An 11981-nucleotide genomic window follows, 5' to 3' on the forward strand; every position below is an offset into this window, starting at 1 on the left:
AGACATCCATACGCGTCTCCCGCCCGCACGGAGCAGACGGAGACCGAGGCGCCAGCACAGAGGTGCGCTCACCTCGTGGCCGACGCCTCGGACGCGCCGTGCACAGGCATCGACAGCGAACCCAGGTCGACGATGCGGTCCGCGCTCGCAGCGAGCGCGCGGTCATGCGTCGCCATGACCACCGCCGCGCCGCGCCGCCGCGCCGCCCCGAGAAGGAGGTCGAGCACCACCGCCCCAGTCGTCGAGTCGAGCGCTCCGGTCGGCTCATCGGCGAGGATCACCGCGGGCTCGTGCACCAGACCGCGCGCCACTGCGGCCCGCTGCGCCTGCCCGCCGGACACCTGCGCCGGATAGCGGCTGGAGAGCTCGGCGATGCCCAGCTCCTCCATGAGGGCGATGGCGCGCCGCGAGGCTTCCCGCGACGACGCGCCGAGGAGCTCCAACGGGAGCGCGACGTTCTGGGCGAGGGTCAGTTCGGCGATCAGCTCCGAGAACTGGAAGACGAGGCCGAGGTGCTCTCGGCGGACGCGGCTTCGGCCCTCGAGATCCAAGCCCTCGAAGGAGTGGCCCGCGACGGTGACCGTACCCGAGGAAGGCACCAGGATTCCTGCGAGGCAGAGGAGAAGGGTCGACTTGCCGGATCCACTCGGCCCCGTGAGCGCCACGACCTCGTCGGCCACAGCCAGGTGGACGTCGCGAAGGACGTCGACCTCGCGCGGGAAACCGAAGGTGAGCCCCCGAGCTTCAATCACCGCCGCGGACGCGCTCAACGCGTGTAGGTCTTCTCGGACGAGCAGTTGTCCGGCAGCAGTGATCCCCGGTCGCGGCACACCTTGGCGCGTGCGAGGTCGGTATGGACCGCTGCGCCGTCGTACACGTACTGATTGAGATACCGGTCAGCGTCGACTCCGGTGTACCAGGTGTTGTAGCCGTAGCCTTCGACCCGGACCTGCTGCTTGACGGCGTTCCCGTCGTTGACAGTGTCATTCAGCGTGCCCCAGAAGTGGAACGCACCGTGCTGGACGGAAGCCGATTCGAAGCGGTACGTGCCGTTCATCGTCACACCAGTCGTCGACTGGTAGAAGCCCCCTGCGCTCGCGGAGCCCACACCTACCGCAACGAGGCCCAGGGCAAGCGCCACAGTCGTGACGATTCGCTTCGTCTTCATCGTTCCTCCGTTCTCCGCACCGGGCGGAGACCACTGCGCCTCCCGGCACCCAGTGCACGACGGACGGTAGCAACGATCAACGCTGCTGGTAGACCGCCTGTGGAGAACTCGAGTGATCACCGGCTTGTGTTCATCAGTCGGACGCCGGGCACGCGTGCAGCACGCGCAGGAACGCCGCCCCTGTGCGTCCAGCGACGGCGCCGCACCGAGCGGATCGGGTCACCCGCCGACGATCTCGGCGAGCTGCGCGTCCGTGAGGACCTGCGCGTCGTAGGTCACGCCCAAGCGGTCGAGGCTGACCACGAAGGCCTGAAGGTGGTTCTCGCTGGCCGACTCGAGGTGGTCGAACACCAGGTTCACCGACGCCTCGTCCGTCGCGAGTTCCCGGAGATCCGAGATGTCGGTCTCCTCGACCAGGCCGCCCACGGTGAGCGCCTGCTCCTGAGACGTGAGGCCCTGGGCGAGCAGCGCGTCGTAGAGGCTCTGCAGGCTGGGGTCGGCGAACTCGCCGACCGCCTGACCGTCGGTCGGGTCGGACAGGCCATATGCGTCGAGCAGGGCGCTGACCGACGCCTCATGCCGGGACTCCGCGACGGCGATCGCCTGGAATGCCCCAAGGTCGTACTGGTCTCCTAGAGTCAGGTACAGGTCGTGCGCGAGCTTCTCCTCCTCGACCATGGCCGCAAGCGCCTGCGCGTCCGCGTCGCTGATGTCACCGTCGACGAGCGCGAGCGCCGCCGTCGTGCCGACCGCCGTGCTGTGACGGTCGCGGTCTGTCGCGCCGTTCCGGGCGCCTGGTCCGTTCTCCGTCGTCGTGCCGCCGGCGCTCACCGTCGTCGTGTATGTCGCCCCGGCTCCCCCGCCGAGGGCCGCGACCGCGGGGACCAGCGCCAGGCTGACGCCGCCCACGATGGCCGCCGCGAGGATCTTCTTGTCCATGATGGCCTCCCTGAGTTGCCTCTGGCCTCAGGACATCAGCACCGCCCGGCAGCGACGTGGACGGTCCGGTGAAGATTCGATGAAGAGCGGACCGGGGCATCACCCGGCGGTGCAGCTCCCTCCTGACAGGCGACACCCCGCCTCCGTCCCCGGTCAGGCGAACGGCCTGCCCTCGCCGAACGCCAGCGCGACGAACCTCTCTGCCATGAGCCGATGCGTGGCGGCGTCGGGGTGGAGCGCGTCTGGCAGCGGATGCGCGTCAACGTCGGCAAGCCCGTACAACGACAGCCCATCGACCAGGTGAAGGTGAGGGTCGGTCGCCTGGCGCTCGCGGACGATCCGCTCCAGCTCGCGCCTGATGACCGCGAGCGTCAGACGGCCGTGCGCGACCTCGGCGGGGTCGCCGGTGGCGATGAACCTCAGCTCGCCACGCGCGAGCGCCTCCATGTCGAAGGCGCCAGGGCCAGGGGCGTCCTCATGGATGGGGCACAGGATCGGCGTGATCACCAGCAACGGGGTGTCGGGGTGGCCGTCGCGGACGGTGTCCAGGAAGCCATGGACCGCGGGCCCGAACGCGCGCAGCCGCATCAGGTCCGCGTTCACCAGGTTGATGCCCATCTTGATGCTGAGGAGGTCGGCGGGAGTGTCGCGCATGGTGCGCGCGGTGAACGGGTCGAGCAGCGCGCCGCCTCCGAAGCCCAGGTTGGTCAGCTCCACGCCCGCCGTGCGGGCGGCGATCGCGGGCCAGGTGCCTGTGGGGTGCGTGGCGTTGGACCCGTGGCTGATGGAGCTGCCGTGGTGCAGCCACGCCGGGGCCTCGGCCGGCACGGGTACGACGGGCGCGTCGCTGCGCAGCTCGACCAGTTCCAGCGCTTCATGCGTGGGCAGCCAGATCTCAAGCGTCTTGGGGCCCACGGGCAGGTTGTCGAAGCGCAACGCCTCCGGCTGGGCGGCCTCGACGACGGTCTCCCCTGTGGCCATGTCGGTCACGACGGTGGTCGCGGTGCGCAGCGACGCCTGGCTGTGGAGGGCTCCGTCGACCAGCAGGTCGAAGACCCCGTCCGGTCTGGCAGGCGCCCCTCGATATCCGTACCGCGTGGCGAGCACGACCAGTTCGATCGCGGTCGCTTCCGTGGCTGCGACGATCCTCACGCCCGACGGCTGTGCCTCAGCCATCAGGATCTGCGGATCGGCCGCTTGGGCGCGCGCCCAGGCCGGCAGGCGATGCGGACGGATGCCGATCTCGGTGGCTTCGAGCTCGAGCGCGCCGCGGAGCAGGTCGGCTCGGAGCGGAGTGGTCAGGGGCAGCGTCGGGGGTGTCATGCGGTGGTCCTTCGAGAACGGGGCGGGTGCGGTCAGGGGTGCGGCCAGGCGCGAAGCGCGGCGTCGATGGCGTCGAGCGCGCGTGTCCACGAGACCTGGGAGTCGGGGCTGCTGTGATCGAAGCCGCCTGCGGCCTCAAGCTCGATGTATCCGTGGATGGCGCCGCCGATGAAGCGGATCGCATGGACCTGCTCGGCATCGGGCACGCCGTACGAGACGACGATCGCGCGGAGCATGCCCGCGTGCCGTGGACCCGCGCTCACGGAGGCCGTGTCGACGTCGAGCCGCATGCGGGTCGCGGCGTACCGGCCGGGGCACGCCGCGGCGTAGGACCGGTACGTGTCGGCCAACGCTGCGAGCGCGTCCTTCCCGCTGCGGCCGACCATGCCGTCGGCGGTGGCGGTGGCGAGCTCGTCGAGCGCGAGCAGCGCGACGCGGCAGCGCAGGTCGTCGAGGTCGCGCACGTGCGAGTAGAGACTGGCCGTGCGAACCCCCACCGTGCGGGCAAGCTCGGACAGGGACAGCTGCGCGAAGCCGATGCGGTCGGCGAGGTCGGCTGCGGCGACCGTCACTGCGGCGGCGGTGAGACCCTGTCGAGGCACGCCATTCTCCCTACATCCTGTAGCTGATCACCTACAGTCTATAGGAAACGGCGACCTATGCGAGCCGACCCTCGTCCGTGCCGCCCTCCGTGCCGCCCTCCGCCTCCGCGTCCTCCTCGGCGTCCAGCTCCTTCAGACCCTTCTCGGACCGCGTGACCCAGCCCTCCATCTGCGCGGCGGCGGACGCACGCATCCCGGGCAGCGCCACATAGCCGATCGCCCAGGCGATGAGGATCGCCATCACCAGGGTCACGATGTCGAGCAGGTTCAGCAGCCACAGGACGCCGACGACGACGAGGAAGATGCCGGTGCGTGCGGCCCAGTAGGCGAGGACTCTCATGCGGTCAAAGTTACCGGGCGATACAGTGGCCCCATCATGCGCGCCCTCATCTATCTCGCGTACATCGGCCTCGTGGTGTACTGCCTCGCGGACGCGATCCAGCATCCGGACTCGCACCCGTACCGGCTTCCCAAGTGGGCGTGGATCGTCATCATCCTGGTCTTCCCACTGGTGGGCGCCGGCGCCTGGCTGCTGCTCAAGTTCACCTACGACGGCGGCCAGGGCGACGGTGCGCGTCGCGACGGGCACGGTCCCGGCGGTCGCGGCACGTCAGGCCCGGTCGCGCCGGACGACGACCCCGACTACCTGCGCTGGCTGCGAGATCAGGAACGACGCCGCCGCCAGGAGGGCAAGGGCTAGAGGCTCCGCATCCGCGAGCGCCATTGGATCAGCGAGATCCCGGCGACCGCCACCACCACCCACATCGCGATCGTCGAACCGTTGACGAGACCCAGCATCGCGATTCCCGCGATCGCGGACGCGAGCACTGCGTCCACCTGCCAGATCATGGTCCCCACGACGGACAGGTCTCCCATGGGCGTGACGATGGGCTGAGTCAACCACAGCGGGGGCGTCCCCTTGGCGGCTGCATCAAGCCTGATGACGGTGAGCGTCGCGACCAGGAGCAACACCACGATCAGGGGCTGCCAGGGCAGAACCCCGCGGGACGACGCTCCCGCCACGACCCCGACGGCGGCGAGGATCAGACCTCCCACGAGCGGTGCCCAGGCGCGCGCCAGGACCATCGCGTCGTCGCTCACGCCGAACAGCCGCGGGGTGCTCACCGCGAGCACCGCGTGACGCAGCCCGTCTGACAGCGGGCCCAGGCCTGCGAACAGCGCGAGCGCGGCCACGATCCCCATCGCGGGGCGGAGCAGACCAGGGGCGTCGAGCGCGATCACGATCGCCCAGCCGCCGGCACCGAGCGCCACGGCGGAGATCAGCGCGCGCAAAGGCATGCGCAGCGTCGCGACCAGATCAGCCCTGAGCGCGGCGAGCGCGAACGACCTTCCACGCACCACGCGCCAGCGACGGCCTGCGGTCGGAGCGGCGCGGAAGCCTCCCATCGCCGTGGACAGGTCGCCCGTGGTGGCGGCGATGGTCGCACCCTCCCACCGGCGGGCCTGCTCGATCAGCTCGGGACCCGCGAGGGCGCCGAGCAGCAGCGGAGTGAACGCCAGGCCCAGGACGGCGACGATGGCGAGCAGCACGACGGGAAGCGCGCTGCCCGCGTCCCCGCCCGTCGGCCACGTCGCGGCGGCCCACTGCCACGGCGTCAGCCTCACCGCGGGCGCGATCAGGCCCGCGCCCGTGGCGAGCATGAGCGCACCGGGCACGGCCCATACCGCGGCGCCCGTCGCGGCCTGTCCACCCAGCCATGCGACGGCGGCGAGCGCCCCGAACAGCACGGACGCGACGATGCCAAGCACCAGGTCGGACACCGTCACGGCTCCGGAACCGGTGAGCGGACCTAGGAGGATCGCGGAGACGGCGCCCCCCACGAGGGCGAGCACGATCGTCGACCGCATCATCGCGCGCCCGAAGGCTCGGCGTCGGGAGACGTCGGCCGTGACCAGGGCGAACGCGACGAAGGGTCGCAGCACCGCCGGTCCTCGTGTGGTGCCGACGACGAACGCCACCACCAGCGCCAGGCCCAGCACGCCGCTGAGGGCCGACGCGACCCCGGGGGTAGCGACAGCGGCCACCACGTCGGGGCTGTGCAGCGTCTTCGCGAGCTTCATGAAGGCGGGCCCGCCGTAGATGAACAGGACCAGCACGGTGACGTAGATGGCGTACGCCATGCCCGCGGCGCCCTTGCCGGACTGGCGGTGGCGGTACTGGCGCCAGAACGCGGAGAGCGGGTCAGTCCGCATGGGAGGTGCGCACCTCGGTCAGGGTCACAGTCGGTCCGGTGAGGGCTTCGCGGAGGGCGACGCTGTGGCTGGCGACCACCAGCGTCGCGCCGTCGTCGCGCTCCTCCTCGAGCAGCGCGGCGAGAACTCCCACGCGATCGGCGTCGAGGCGCTGCTCCGGCTCGTCGAGCAGGATGATGTCGGCCGGCCTGGTCAGCGTGAGCGCCAGCGCCGCCATCTGCTGCTGACCGGACGAGAGCTCGTGCGGGAACCGGCTGGCGAGCGCGCCGACGCCGAACGCGTCGAGCACGCGCCCTCCCCTGCCGATCGCCTCCTCGGTGCTGAGGCCCCACGAGAGCCCCATGAGGGCGAAGTGCTCGGAGAGCGTGAGGTTGTGCGCCAAGGGCGGCGGCCCGATCAACGCGGTCACGAGCGCGCGGAAGGACGGGTCCTTCTCGTCGGCCGGGTAGCCGCCCACGAGCGCAGTGCCCGTCGCAGGCTTGAGAGTGCCCGCGAGCACGCGCAGCAAGGTGGTCTTGCCCGCGCCGTTCGCGCCGAGCAGCTTCACCGCCTGGCCCTCGCGCGCCTTGAACGACACCTTCGCCAGCACCGGCGTCTCCCCGATCACGGCGGTCACGCCCCGCACCTGGATCACCGCGTCATCTGGTTCCGGCGTGGACGCCGGCTTCTTCTTGGCCACGAGCGTCCACTCTAGGCGCATGTCTGCGCACGACCGTCAGGTCAGCGATCCTTGAAGTACCTGAACAGCCGTCTCTCGCTCATGGTCGCCGCCGTCAGGACTGCGCCCATGAGCACGGCGAGCGAGCCGGTGAGCACGGCCCTGAACCCCGCGATCCAGGCAGGCCACCACGGGTCAGGGTTGCCCTGCACCGCGAGCACGTAGGTCGCAGGAAGCAGGATCACGATGCTCGCCACGGTGAGCACGACGAGCTCCAGCAAGATCTGACTGATGAGCGCCGCCTTGGAGACCCGCGCATGGAGCGCGCCTGCGATCTCGAGCCGTCGCACCCACACCACCAGGGCGCCGAGCACGAGTCCGAACAGGGCTGCCAGGATCGGCGCCGTCGCAGTCGCCCGCCCTTCGAAGAGTTCGACTCCGTCGAATGTGGCACCGAGCCGGGTGTTGAGCTGCCCGAATGACGACGAGCCGGCGTCCGCCGGGTCACCGGAGTACGTCGCGCGCACGAGCGCGTCGATCGTCTGGGACGGCGGCCAGGTGAGCACCCAGCACGCATCGAAGTCGCCGTCGGCTGGCACCGGCGATATCGCCGCATACGCGAGGGTCCGGTCGCCGGCGTCGTCGGGATAGGCGTAGGTCGCTGCGATCGTGACCGATCCTTGACCCGTGGGGACCACCGTGCCTGCGTCAGCGCCAAGCGTGTCCACCGCCTGGTCGGACAGCCACTCGCCCGCGCCGGTGACCTCGTCGATTCCGAGCACACCTGCGAGGCCTGGCGTGGCCTCGATCGTGACGATGCCGGCGCGGGGGGCTGTAAGGAACGTCGCCTGGAGATCCGCCTGACGTGTAGCGCCCGCTCCCATCACCCCTGGCAGCGATCCGAGCGCGTCGCACCGCTGGCCGCTGACCGCACCCTCCGCGGCGAACACCTCGACTGCAGCTCCGGACTCTCGGTAGGCGAGCGCGTCCTGGGACAGCCCGACGATCGTGCGGATGTCCGCGCAGGCGACGCCGCCTAGGACCACCACGAGCAGCAGGACCACGGAGAGAGGTCGCGAGGTGCCCGACGTGAGGTTGCGCCACGCCTCCGAGGCGACGGAGACGGCCCTCGTCCTCCGGGGCACGCGGTGCTGCGGGGTCATGCGGCGACGTGCGCCGAGGCTTGGGCGTGCGCGAGGTCCACGACCTCCGCGCAGGCGTCCCGCGTGCTGGGGTCGTGGGTGGCGACGAGGACGACTGCTCCTGACTCGGCGATCCCCGCCAGCACCTCGTTCACCGTATGGGCGGTGGCGAGGTCCAGCTGCGCCGTGGGCTCGTCGACGAGGAGCAGGTCGGGCCGTGTGGCGACCGCACGCGCGAGCATGAGCCGCTGCGCCTCGCCACCCGAGAGGTGCCGGAACAGACGGTCGCTGAGGTCGCGGAGGCGGAAAAGGTCCATCATGTCGAGCGCCTGCCTTTCGGCGTCGCGGCGTCGGAGGCCTTGCGAGAGCAGTGGCAGCACCACGTGATCCAGCGCCGTCCGGCGCGCGACGCCGTACGGGTTCTGGAACACCCAGCAGGTCGTGGAGATGTCCTGCAGTTCGACTGTTCCGGAGGTGGGCTCGTGCCAACCCGCGACGATCGACATCAGCGTGGACTTGCCCGAGCCAGAGGGACCGACGACGGCCGTCGGCACGCCGGGCGGAACCTCGAAGGTCAGGCGCTCGAACAGTGGCGGCATGCCAGGGAAACGGTGGCTCAGCGAGTCCACCTTCAGGAGCATGACGCGACCCCGCCGGTGCGGTCCGAGGCGTCCTGCAAGTCGACGGTGGCGGGCGCGGAGCCGTCGTCGATGACGACGTACGTGGAGCCGAGTCGTGACGAGACGATCGTGACGGGCAGTCCTGTGCCATCGGTGGCAACGCAGCCGGCGGCGCCTTGGACGCCGTAGAGGGCGCCTGCGGGGACCACCGCGACGTCGAGGGTGGTGGCGAGCGTGGAGGTCAGCGTCATCTGCGGAGCCGATCCCGCCGCAGCCTGCAGCATCGCGAAGGCGTAGTCCGGGGAACCCGCGAGCGTAGCGAGGAGGGCGGGGTCGGTGACTGTGCCGTCGTCGTTCACAGCGGCGGTCACGTCGTCGAAGGTGACGGTGCGCGCGCCGGGCGCGAGGTCGTCGAACTCGGCTGCGGGGTTGAGCGCGGCAATCCCGCCGCCAGTCGTGACGGCGGTGTCGCCCTGAGCGACCACCTGGGCGATCGTGAGCGGGCAGTCCGAGACGGTCAGCTCGGTGGCGGGCAGCCACATCACGGATTCGAGGGACAGCGAGCCATCGGGCTTGACGAAACCGCGATCGGTGAGGAGTTTCTTGACCGCCTTGACCGTGGCGGTATCCATGGTGCCGGTGGTGCCAGGGCTGTAGCCGAGCCTCGCCAGTTCGGCTTGGACGGCCTTGACGTCGTCACCCTTGTCGCCCGCGGCGAGGGTGCGCCACAGCGGATAGTCGGTATGGAGGGCGACGACGGGCGTGGAGTCGATGCTCATCGGAACGTCGCCGGACGCGAGGGTTCCGCCGAGCTGACATGTGACGCTCGTGACAGTGCCGCCACGAGGCAGAGCGATCTCCTGGCTCTCGCCCTGGACGACGCTGAAAGCAAGCTGCCTGGAGTCGTCGAACTGCTCGTAGGTCACCACCGCAGAGGTCACCTCGGCCGCGGCCTGCAGCGACTGAGGTGCCGACTCGGGCGCCACGACGAAACCCACTGTCACGCCCGCAGCGACCAAGAGCACGGCACTCAGCGCCCCGAAGGCAAGGTACCGACGCCACGGCTCAGCGGCGCGCTCAGCCGATCGCATCATCTACTGCTCCCGGAGCAGACCAAGCGGATCGCTGTTGCACGCCTGGAGCGCCGCCGCAAAGTCATCTGTCATCGTCGTCGGATCGCCCCACGTCGAAACATCGGCCGCATAGTCGTCGGCACCGTACCCCGCCGGCTCGACGCCCCTTTCCACCAGGCATGCCGCCATGATGGTCGCAGTGTCCTGGTTCTCCGGATTGCCCGCCATCAGCGTGTAGAGCGCGCCGATCGAGTCCTCTCCCACCTGGTGGGAACACTCCGACACGATGGACTCGACATCAGCCCCGGGAGCGCCGCCAGTCGTCTGGAAACCGCCGTCCGCGTTGAAGCCACCAAACTCAATCCCTTGGTCGCCTAGGCACGAGGAGAACTGATCCGTCATCTCGGCGTATTCGGCATCAGTGATCTCACCGTCCTCGAGGGCGTCCCTGACGGCCACCGAACTTGCGGCCGCATACGCCGAGGCAAACTCGGCAGCGTAAGGGCCCTCGAAGTCAGGCGCTTCGACGGCACTCGAAGAAGCCGAGGACGACTCGTCCGGCGAGCTCTGAGGCGAACCTGACGAGCAGGCGCACAACGACGCCGCTACTGTCAACACAAGTGCCGACGTGTGGACAGCGGGCAACCAACGAGACATGTGATCCTCCAGGTGATCTTGGGAGTGGATGCGTCACCGCCGCACGGCATACGACCCCGAACCATGCGGCGGTGACGGCGAATCCAACTGGCTGACTACGCGATCACTTGATGTAGTCGTAGTAGGCGCTGTCGGACTGCCCGACCACTGCCCACACGCTCGCATTCGCCCAGACAGACAGGGCGAGGCTTGAGGGGATGGCCTCGAGGTTGCGCGCCAAGGTTGACGCTCAACGGCTCTCCCCCTTGCTTGTTTGCGGCACCGGATCCCTGACCCCCTCAGTCCATCACTGCGTGCCGCACACCGAACCTAGCCGTCGTCATCCCAACTAATTGGGCCTTTGGTCTCAAATAGGACAGATAGGGTCGCATCGAGTCTCGACGTACCCGGCGAGCCCCAGATCAGACCCCGTAGAGCTCGAGGACGCCCTTGAGCACTGTGGCGGAGTCGAAGTCCTTGACCCGCTCCTGCTGCCGGGCGTGGAGCTCGGCGCGCCTGACCGGGTCGCGGACGAGCGAGGTGATCAGCGCCGCGAACGCCTCAGTGTCGCGTGCGTCGATCATCGCGTCGGGGTCGCCGAGCGTCGACGTGTAGCCGGGGTTGTCACCCCCGATGACCACGCCCGCACCCGCGGCCATCGCCTCGATGAGGACGATGCCGAAGCTCTCGCCGCCGGTCGCCGGGAAGCAGGCGATGTCGGCGTCGGCCAGGAACTGGGGCTTGTCCTCCTCAGCCACGAAGCCTTCGAAGGACACCAGCTCGGACAGGCCCCGCTCGGCGGTGAGCGCCTCCGCGTCTCCCAGCAGCGGACCGCGCCCGCCCATCCGCACCCTCAGCTGCGCACGCACGTCGTCAGGCAGCGCGGCGATCGCCTCGATCAGCTCCATGGCCCCCTTGCGCTCCACGAAGCGGCCCAGGAAGGACAAGGTCAGCGGGCGTCCGTCGGCGTCGGGCCGCGGAGTGTGCACATGGGCCCGGAAGGCGCCCACGTCGATCGGGCTGGGCGTGACCGTGCCTCCCGCGTGGAACGAGACCCGGGAGAACTCCACCGCCGGCTCGGTGAGCGCGGAGAAGCCGTCGAAGAGCCGCAGCGTGGGCCGTAGCACCAGGCCGAGCATGCGGGTGGCGAACGCGCTGAAGGCGCTGTCCGGCAGGATGACGAACGTGCCGACGATCCTCACCTTGTCACCGAGCAGGCGTCGAGCCTCGCGGACCAGCCGACCGGCGAAGAACGGCGAGTACGGCATCTGCACATGGATCACGTCGGGGCGCTCCGCCAGAAGCCAGCTGCGCAGGTCCGCCCGGCGCGCGGGCCTAGGTGTGCGCAGACGGTTGCTGTTGAAGGACACCCCGATGTTGCGGGCCAGCGAGACCACCGGGATCGGGCCCGGTTCGCCCGTGCCGCCCGAGCACACGATGACGACCTCGTGGCCGTCCGCGACAAGTATCCGTCCCATGCTCGAGACCACCTGCTGCACGCCGTCGGGCCGGTCCATGCTGTCGTCCAGGAGCATCGCAATCTTCACGCGACGAGCCTAACGGGCGCGCCAGCCGCCACCCTTCGGGCCATTCCGTGAGGGCCTGC

Annotated in this window: 14 protein-coding genes; 1 reads left to right on the plus strand and 13 read right to left on the minus strand. The window is 69.9% G+C overall.

Going from position 1 to position 11981, the window contains the following annotated elements; translation table 11 throughout:
- Positions 1-68: 68 nt before the first annotated feature.
- The 6 genes from RN607_RS12540 to RN607_RS12565 form a co-directional block, all read right to left on the minus strand.
- A complete protein-coding gene (locus RN607_RS12540; RefSeq protein ID WP_313542944.1) occupies positions 69-752 on the minus strand; it encodes an ABC transporter ATP-binding protein in 684 nt (227 codons plus the stop codon).
- Positions 753-766: 14 nt separating this feature from the next.
- Entirely contained in the window at positions 767-1168 is a 402-nt protein-coding gene (locus RN607_RS12545) for a hypothetical protein (protein ID WP_313497689.1), read from the minus strand.
- A 219-nt stretch (positions 1169-1387) separates the two neighbouring features.
- Positions 1388-2107, minus strand: coding sequence for a DUF2202 domain-containing protein (locus tag RN607_RS12550; protein ID WP_313542946.1), 720 nt, complete (start codon positions 2105-2107; stop codon positions 1388-1390).
- Positions 2108-2260: 153 nt separating this feature from the next.
- Entirely contained in the window at positions 2261-3430 is a 1170-nt protein-coding gene (locus tag RN607_RS12555; protein WP_313542948.1) for an SGNH/GDSL hydrolase family protein, read from the minus strand.
- Positions 3431-3462: 32 nt separating this feature from the next.
- Positions 3463-4032, minus strand: coding sequence for a TetR-like C-terminal domain-containing protein (locus tag RN607_RS12560; RefSeq protein ID WP_313542950.1), 570 nt, complete (start codon positions 4030-4032; stop codon positions 3463-3465).
- Between the two features lie 55 nt (positions 4033-4087).
- Complete coding sequence (locus RN607_RS12565; protein ID WP_313497696.1) at positions 4088-4372, minus strand: DUF4229 domain-containing protein; 285 nt, start codon at positions 4370-4372, stop codon at positions 4088-4090.
- A gap of 36 nt (positions 4373-4408) precedes the next feature.
- Between RN607_RS12565 and RN607_RS12570 the strand changes: the two genes are divergently transcribed.
- Positions 4409-4732: a PLD nuclease N-terminal domain-containing protein gene (locus RN607_RS12570; RefSeq protein WP_313497698.1), complete on the plus strand. Its 324-nt coding sequence runs from the start codon at positions 4409-4411 to the stop codon at positions 4730-4732.
- Here the strand turns inward: RN607_RS12570 and RN607_RS12575 are convergent.
- The 7 genes from RN607_RS12575 to RN607_RS12605 all read right to left on the minus strand — a co-directional run bounded on the left by RN607_RS12575 (position 4729) and on the right by RN607_RS12605 (position 11922).
- The gene (locus RN607_RS12575) at positions 4729-6246 is read right to left on the minus strand and encodes a hypothetical protein (protein ID WP_313542953.1); all 1518 of its coding nucleotides are present in this window, start codon (positions 6244-6246) and stop codon (positions 4729-4731) included. The two genes, RN607_RS12570 and RN607_RS12575, sit on opposite strands and share 4 nt — an antisense overlap.
- Complete coding sequence (locus RN607_RS12580; protein WP_313497701.1) at positions 6236-6925, minus strand: ABC transporter ATP-binding protein; 690 nt, start codon at positions 6923-6925, stop codon at positions 6236-6238. The genes RN607_RS12575 and RN607_RS12580 overlap by 11 nt, the downstream gene beginning before the upstream one ends.
- Before the next feature lie 41 nt (positions 6926-6966).
- A complete protein-coding gene (locus RN607_RS12585; RefSeq protein ID WP_313542955.1) occupies positions 6967-8067 on the minus strand; it encodes a hypothetical protein in 1101 nt (366 codons plus the stop codon).
- Positions 8064-8687, minus strand: a complete 624-nt coding sequence (locus RN607_RS12590; protein WP_313542957.1) for an ATP-binding cassette domain-containing protein — start codon at positions 8685-8687, stop codon at positions 8064-8066. Before RN607_RS12590 ends, RN607_RS12585 begins: the two co-directional genes overlap by 4 nt.
- Complete coding sequence (locus tag RN607_RS12595; protein WP_313542958.1) at positions 8678-9760, minus strand: peptidoglycan-binding domain-containing protein; 1083 nt, start codon at positions 9758-9760, stop codon at positions 8678-8680. Before RN607_RS12595 ends, RN607_RS12590 begins: the two co-directional genes overlap by 10 nt.
- Entirely contained in the window at positions 9761-10396 is a 636-nt protein-coding gene (locus RN607_RS12600; protein WP_313542959.1) for a hypothetical protein, read from the minus strand.
- A gap of 401 nt (positions 10397-10797) precedes the next feature.
- Positions 10798-11922 (minus strand): glycosyltransferase family 4 protein, encoded by a 1125-nt coding sequence (locus RN607_RS12605; protein WP_313542961.1) that lies wholly within the window; start codon positions 11920-11922, stop codon positions 10798-10800.
- Positions 11923-11981 lie beyond the last annotated feature (59 nt).

This window comes from Demequina capsici (assembly GCF_032102965.1).
Classification (GTDB): Bacteria; Actinomycetota; Actinomycetes; order Actinomycetales; family Demequinaceae; genus Demequina; species Demequina capsici.